At 39.3% G+C, this 7727-nt stretch carries 3 protein-coding genes and 1 pseudogene; all 4 read right to left on the reverse strand.

Annotation, left to right across the window (positions count from 1 at the left end):
* Positions 1–361: 361 nt before the first annotated feature.
* Complete coding sequence (locus tag B9G53_RS23310; protein ID WP_141211870.1) at positions 362–2638, reverse strand: hypothetical protein; 2277 nt, start codon at positions 2636–2638, stop codon at positions 362–364.
* Positions 2639–3063: 425 nt separating this feature from the next.
* Complete coding sequence (locus tag B9G53_RS23315) at positions 3064–5037, reverse strand: DUF4157 domain-containing protein (protein ID WP_254923779.1); 1974 nt, start codon at positions 5035–5037, stop codon at positions 3064–3066.
* Between the two features lie 185 nt (positions 5038–5222).
* Positions 5223–7358, reverse strand: a complete 2136-nt coding sequence (locus B9G53_RS23320) for a DUF4157 domain-containing protein (protein ID WP_254923780.1) — start codon at positions 7356–7358, stop codon at positions 5223–5225.
* Positions 7359–7494: 136 nt separating this feature from the next.
* A pseudogene (locus B9G53_RS23325) lies at positions 7495–7727 on the reverse strand (IS5 family transposase); the annotation flags it as partial.

A 7727-nucleotide genomic window follows, 5' to 3' on the forward strand; every position in this document is an offset into this window, starting at 1 on the left:
GTCTCCTCTTCGGCTTCATATTTTAAAGTTTTTTTCTCCCACCTGCCAACGCTATTATTTGCTCCCTGCACCTGTTTCGTAATTGTTTTTCTCATTCCATTACGAGCGGAATGTGGGCCAAAAATCAATGACTGGAAATACGATCACCTTTTGCCAATAAGGTCTGTTGATGTTGGGGTTTATTCTTCAATCTAACCTATGCAATCGGCGATCGCACTGTTGTCGTAGGTGTGGTGTTAATCAATAAAGGAGTACAGCACTTTTGCCAGAGATGCGTTTGCAGCTAATGATGTGATGCCTCAACTGTGAAATAGGAGAATAAGAGGGAAAAGTGAACGCACATCTTTTCTTGGCTTTATCTTTAGTTTTTTGGTCGCCGTTCTAATTCTTCCTGAAGACGCTTATTAAATGCATCTTTATCCAGAACACCGCGAGTTTTGACTAATTTTTCCTGCTCATCTTTATCGAGTTTTCCCAGTGCTGCGTGAAGTTTCCAAACAGTCGGCGGCTGTTCACTACCAAAGGAATTGTAGACTTGGCTGGGAAAAGCTTCTGATTGTTTCGTAACCATTTTAACCCCTGCAGCATATTCTTCTTTTCTACTACTATTGGGATCTAAATTTCCCTCTTTATCTCTTGAGTTGTAGAAGTCAAACAACTCTCGTCCTGAAAGTCCCTCAAATTCCTCCCCAATTTCAATTAATAACTGGAGATCTGCTAGATTTCGTTTGGCTCTTTCAATCGCTTTGGCATCAAAGAGGCTTTCGCGTTTTGGAGCATCTTTGTTGTCCTTAGCTTTATATTGCGCTGCTGCCAGCATTAATTCTAAATGATCAGGATCTATGTTCCTAATTCGATCCTTCGTTTTATCCGTTAGCAATCTGTTAGCTTGAGGTAATCCAGTGACAAAAGAGCTAGACTTTTCCCCCCTGGAATTACTTCCTTTAGCTAAACCATAGTCATCATTATCAATTTTGGTCAGCGTTCCTTTGTCATCTATCATATATTGACTCGCCCACCCATCTTGATATTCAAACAGCATATCAAATATCATCGTGTCTTGAATTTGCTGTTCATCCACTTTCATTATTTGGTCTAGATTTTCTTTCTCCTGTTGAACCAAAAGTGCGTTTTTTTGTTCTTCATTCGTATTTTGGAGTTTACCATTCTCATCATAAAAGAAAAGAAAATTACGAAGACCGTTAATTTCACGCTCATTAACAGACTTCTCATAGTCTAATAATTTTGAGGCATTCTTACCTGGAGCCAAATGAGAAACAGTCCCCGATCCTTTTTTACCTCGTTGTTCTACCTCTTGCTGTTCTTGCGAAACAGCAAGAGGCATATGATTAAATCCTAGTTCTTTAGCAATAAGAGGAATATAAACAGCTCTTTTACGTTCTAATTTTTTCTCGTCGTATTTTTCATATTTCTTATCATATGACATGATAGATTGTTTAACCGCATATTTTTTTGTTGGTTCGTCACGTTTTCCGAGTGAATATACCGCACCAAAAGTACCTTTACCTAAAATATCCTGCAATCCTTTTGAAGCTTCTAAATCATCTTTGCCACTAACCTCTGCTACCTCTCTATATTCTTTAACTGTTTCAGGAGATAGAGTATCGAGAAAATTTTCCATTCCGACAGTTGTATTCTTCAATCCCTGCTGCTGAAAGTTCTCTTTCTTGAGACGTTTTCTTTCTTTTTCAATTATTGATGGTCTAATTTCTTTGATTTCAGCCTTAAGGCTATTCAGAACCTTTTGATCGTGGGAATTATATAAATTATTTTTGCCTTTGACTACTTCTAATGCCCAGTCACTCTTTTCTTCAAGATAATCAAGGTAATCAAGTTCATTGCGTTGTTTAATTAAGTCTCCTCGTTTATCTATTGATTGATCTATACGTTTAAAATATTTAGGTCGTTTTCTGCCAAAAACTTGTGATGCTTTTTGCCAGTCGCCAACGTTATCGCTCATCCGAGCCTGTACTAGCAGTACCTGATTGTTCTGATTAATTGACTCCATTTGTAGCTTAGGACTAGCATCTGCGGCTTTTGCTAGATTCCTCTGTCCAGTAGTTCCTATCTTAGCTTGCAGATTTGGCTCTAGAGATTGACCGCTACCCCGCGCACTCTGAATCGATGACTCTAAATCTGTTGATGCTTCTCCCCCACCAAGAATTTCACGTCTCTGCACCAAAGACTTCATTTGCAATTCTTCATCCTCTTCCATTGCTTCTTGTTTTTGGACAGATTTATCCTGTGATGTCGAATTTATCTGCTGAACAACTTTAGATGCAGTTTCATCCGCTTCCTGCTCATACTTATCATTTGGTTCACCGATATTCAACTTGGCTTGGATCGCCATGCGCTGAGATTGAACTTTTTTCAACCGATTCTGCGACTTTCGTTGAACTGGGCAAGTGGAAGATTCAGATTTTGTTGTTGAGATTAGTTTTTCTAATAAATTCTCTGATACATAAGATTTATTAGCTTTGAAGGTGTCATCCTTTTGCAAGGATTCTTTTTCTAGGGAGTTATTTGGTGCAAAAGCTCTAGTTTGCAGATTTAGAGTCATAGGACTAGGAGATAAAACAGGATGAAATAAAGTCTCCTTTGTTCTTTTTCTACCCATATTGTTCTAGCCTCTAAATTTTTTGTAGCAAAATAAAACCACTTTAATTAATCATTATTTTTATATGCTTAATTCTTATTTATGGCTAAAACTTTCTAAATATCATCAGCAATAAGTCGTATATTTAAGCTATTGGTACATACAACAAACCATTAAGTGAGATAAGCACAATCTTCTTACAGCAATTTCCGATCAAACGAACTACAAAAAAATATTGAAAGTGTTGCTTCGCAACACTTTCAATATTTTTTTCTTGATTTGGGTTGAAGTGCAAAGTGCTGTAAGTATTTGCTCAAAGTACATCGGTTAATCCTCATCACTAACTTAGTGGAAGTTGCAGAAGGAGAGCAAGTTGGCGAATGAGGTGATGTGTGTATGATGTTTTTTTCTTGGTTTACTTTGACCCTCCAAGAGCAGCGATCGCACTATAGTAAATTCAATCTATCATTGTATAGGTCTGCACTTTCATCACGCCACTGTCCTGTTTTTGGAAGCGGCCCTGCTTTAATTATTTCCTGTCTTCCGACAGCCAACCCATGAGCGAAGTTTGCCATGATTGTCTGTAAGTGATTATTTAATTTATTTATAACTTCTACTCTTTCTGAATTGTCTACATTAAACTCTCTTGGATTAGCTCCTACTTTCTCACCTGTAACAATCTCATCAATGAATTTCATATGCGTGTTGATGGTGACATTACCCGAATCCCATGCTTCCTCAGCTAGGCTCATATAATCTCCATTAATAAACATTGCGACTAGGGGATGATTCTGCCAATCGTTCAACGTAATTGGGTTAGCCCCAATATCTTCTGTAAACTTAACGCGACTTGCTGGATCAACATTATCAATTGGGCTTATCTTTCCTTTACTCACATCCATAAGCAGATTATCTAGGTTTGCAGAACCCATAATCCTATCAAAGTTTCCAAGAAAAATGTCTGCTGCTGCAAGACGACCCAGTGAGATCGCAAAAGAGGCATCTTTTGTTAGCATTTTGAGTGGGCTACTTTTTTTGACCTTCGCTTTACTGCCGATTGTTCTATTTTCGCCAGTTATAATATGACCACCATCTTTCGCTTGCTCTTGCAATAGTTCACCGAAGCCACTTGTCCCTTTTGCAGCTTCTTGAATCATCGTCGTGTCAGCTTGAATCGAACTTAACAATCTAATAGTGCGATCATCATAATCCTGACTGATTTTATATGCACGAGTTTTGATACGCTTGACATCATCTGTAGTCGCAAAGCGCCTTTCTAGTCCTGAAATATTCCACTTTCCTCCCCTTTTTGATTTATTAGTTGATGCCATTGCTCCATGCAAATGAGACGCTATCATTTCTTCATCTTTCTGGCGAACATCAGGCTTGACAACTAGCGCAGATCTTCTATCTGATATAAATAGAACACCACCAACACCACCTTCGCTCGCCTTAACATTTGTAACATCTTCCCAGTTGGTGTTTACTAAACTGAGTCTTTGGATAGTTTGACCATGACTGAGGCTAGACGACGAAATTTTAATACTTCTGTCCTGAACAGGAATTAGGTTATCCTTTGTGTGGTTTGTCTTTTTTGATACTTTAGTTATATCGCTTTTACCTTGTATGCCTGTTTGTTGCATCACATGAGTTAACTCGTGAGCAATTAGCTCCTGACCACCTCGACTACTCGGCTCATATGCTCCCTGCCTAAAGAATACATCTTGCCCAGTTGTAAATGCTTTTGCTTGAATAGATTTGTTTAATTGATCGGACTGTGAATCTGTATGAATTTTTACGCCACTAAAGTTCGATCCCATGGCTTGACCCATCTTAGTTTGGAGACTAGGATCTAGAGACTGACCGCTACCTCTTGCACTTTGAATTGAGGACTCTAAGTCTTCTAACGCTTCACCACCGCTAATATTTTCACGTCTCTGTACTAGAGATTTCATTTGCAATTCTTCATCCTCTTCCTCTATCCCCTCTTCCCGTTGGATGGAAGAGCTTAGAGATCTTTGCAATGAAGCTTCTTCGCCTTCTTGCTTTTGGACAGAACTATCCTGTGGTGATGAATTGATTTGCTTAACTACCCTAGCCGCAGTATTATCAGCTTCTTTCTCATACTTATCATCAGGCTCACCGATGTTTAGTTTTGCTTGAATCGGCATACATTTAGAGGAAAATGGTTTTCTCCGAATTGAAGTAGCCGATGATTCAGGGATTGGCGTAGAAATTAGTTTTTCGAGTAAATTTTCCGATGAAGCACCTTTAGCTTGAATTGAATTACCCTCAGCCATTTCGTTAACTTGAGATGGATCTAACTGAAGCGGCGCAAAAGGTCTAGTTTGTAGATTTAGAGTAGTAGGATTGACAGAAGAAGTTACGGGTCGGTTGTCCTTTTCATAGGTGCGCTTCATAGTTAGTAGCCTCTATACTTATTTGCAGACGATCTATATATTCTTGGCTTTGGCTATTTTTGCATAACTATCTCTCAAATTTGACAAAATCGTGGCTTCTGTTTTATTTCGTTAACTAATGCGATCACCATCTCCACATTTTGAGATGAGAAGTATAGGGGTATTGCTCTACGCTCTAGTTCTCATTATTCTAGCCCAATCCTTTTCGCTGCTCTTGTTAGCGCATTTTTGTCAATCGGTGTACCCGTATTCATACCTTTAGAATAGGCTTCTAAGACCATTTTACGCATATTTTCATATTGTGTTTCCAGAGTCTCAGCCGTAGCAATTTGAGTCCATTTCATTGCGTCTGGCATATTTACAAGTGCTTCAAAGGGAATCACTTCAAAGTTATTATGTTGAACGATTGTAGCGACTTTTTGGCGGACGGTATCCATCTTGTTGAGTGGACAATAAACGCGCAACAGTCGTCCGGGATCTCGTAGATCTACCGATTCGTTATGAATGCTACGTTCTCCCCCAAGCGCCCGATAGGATTCGTTATCATCTCTGAAGGTTATATCTGGTCTCGGATTGCGGATGTCAAGATCGTGACTAGCAAATTCGATCAACAACCCATAAGTTGATTCTGTGTATGTTTCTCCCCTTCTTCTTGCATGATTTTTGGGTAGATTTTCGCGTATTTTGCGTTCACCTTCCAATCGGTTGTAAAGATTTTTGAATTGACCCAAATTTTTCCGCGCACCCATAATGTCATCTTCTGGAACTTGATTGAGATTGTTATCCCAGTTGCTGATAATTACATAAAGCTTATTTAGTTCATCCTTTAACTCATTATCACTATAGCGAGCAGTATTATAGTTCTTATCATCACTGGCGGCGATCGCATACTGTAGGCTAGTACCCATTCCAGGCAATCCTTGCCCTGTTGAGATAAATTCCTTCTCGCCTACTTTCTCATCATCTTTCTTCGCACGACTAAAGAAATCACCCTCGCCTGTATCTCGAATGATACCTTCTTTTTCCAAAGAAGCTCCAGTCCTAAGACGACCATCAATCTTGTCTAGCAAGACCGCTCCAGAACCATGAAATTGGCTATCATCTAACGCTCCACTGCTACTAAGTTCATGCATACGCATGAATGGCGCGATCGCCATTTTCCAATCCATTCCCTGATAAGATGGATTTTTAGCGATCGCATCAACTGCTTGGATCTCCATTGCTGCTGATGTAAAAAGAGCAGTAATATGCTTTGTTCTGGGATCAGTCTCAACGTCACTATGTTCATTAAAGTAATTTTGGCAAGCTGTCTTTACATTCTCTAGAAGTTGTTTGATTGAATTTGCTTTACCATCTCGTCTGCTCTTGTTAGAACTAACAATACCAGGTTTATAGTTATGATACTGATCTAGTGAAATCAGAACTGATTTATACAAACCACTCATTTTTTTTGTAAAACTGAGTTTCCCAATTCCAAATTTTTTGTCTTTTTTGGCTGCTCCAGCTTTCTCTGGTGAAGATAATTCTTCTGCCGTAATTAGCCGTTGAACAGTTTTTGTCCCACTTCCCTGTTGCTGCACTACATGGGTTAACTCATGGGCGATCAGTTCTTGTCCACTCTTGCTACTGGGGGCATATTCACCTTGTCGGAAGAAAACATCTTTTCCTGTTGTAAAAGCTTTTGCCTGAATTGATCTGTTTAGCTGGTCAGACTGCGAATCTGTATGTACTTTAACATCACTAAAATCTGCCCCCATCACTTGCCCCATCTTGGCTTTGATTCCTACATCTAGCGACTGACCGCTCCCACGCGCATTTTGAATAGCTGACTCTAAATCTGTTGAAGCTTCTTCGCCACTGAGATTTTCTCGTCTCTGGACTAGAGACTTCCTTTGCAGTGGTTCATCCTCAGTTTCCATTAACTCCTGTCGTTGGACAGAGTTATCATGTGTTGGGGAATTGATCTGCTGAACGACTTTTATGGCAGTGTTGTTAGCTTCTTTTTCATATCGATCATTTGCTTCCCCAACACTTAACTTTGCTTGAATTGGTATACGCATCTGTTGAGAGCGCATTAACTTCAATCGATTTTGTGGTTTTCTTTGAACAGGTATAACAGCAGAATCAACTTTTGGTGTAGAAATCAATTTTTCTAGTAAATTCTGTGAATGATGACTATTAGATTTACTCGATAGTTGTGGATTTAGTAAACATTTTGCTTCTTGAGACTCATTTAGTGCAAATGGTCTAGTTTGTAAATTTAAGGAGACTGGTTTAACTGCGGGAAATTCTTGTAAAGACTTTTTTTTCCTAATCCTCACGTCATTTAGCCCCCAAACTTCAGATAATTTCTTAGGATTTTAACATAATTATAGGACTTAAGCAAATTGGTACTGGTCAGCTAATCAGGGATAGGTGCTGAAACGCCAATTTCATGCCGACAAAAAAGACGTAAATACGTCTAAACAGTTCCACCTGAGTCGGAAGATCTACCGATTCATTGAAATTATCCCAACTGAGATGGTCGAGAAATACCTTGCCATTGACACAACTAACCGAGAGTTTGGAGCCAAACTCTACAGGTGTTCCCCCCTTGCCTCGAACAATGGGACGCACTTGGGGTTGCGTGAGGCTAACGATGCAGTCGTCAATACGATGACAACTTTGATCGTACATTGATTGTTGTTGCC

The sequence above is a fragment of the Pseudanabaena sp. SR411 genome (assembly GCF_002251945.1).
Classification (GTDB): domain Bacteria; phylum Cyanobacteriota; class Cyanobacteriia; order Pseudanabaenales; family Pseudanabaenaceae; genus Pseudanabaena.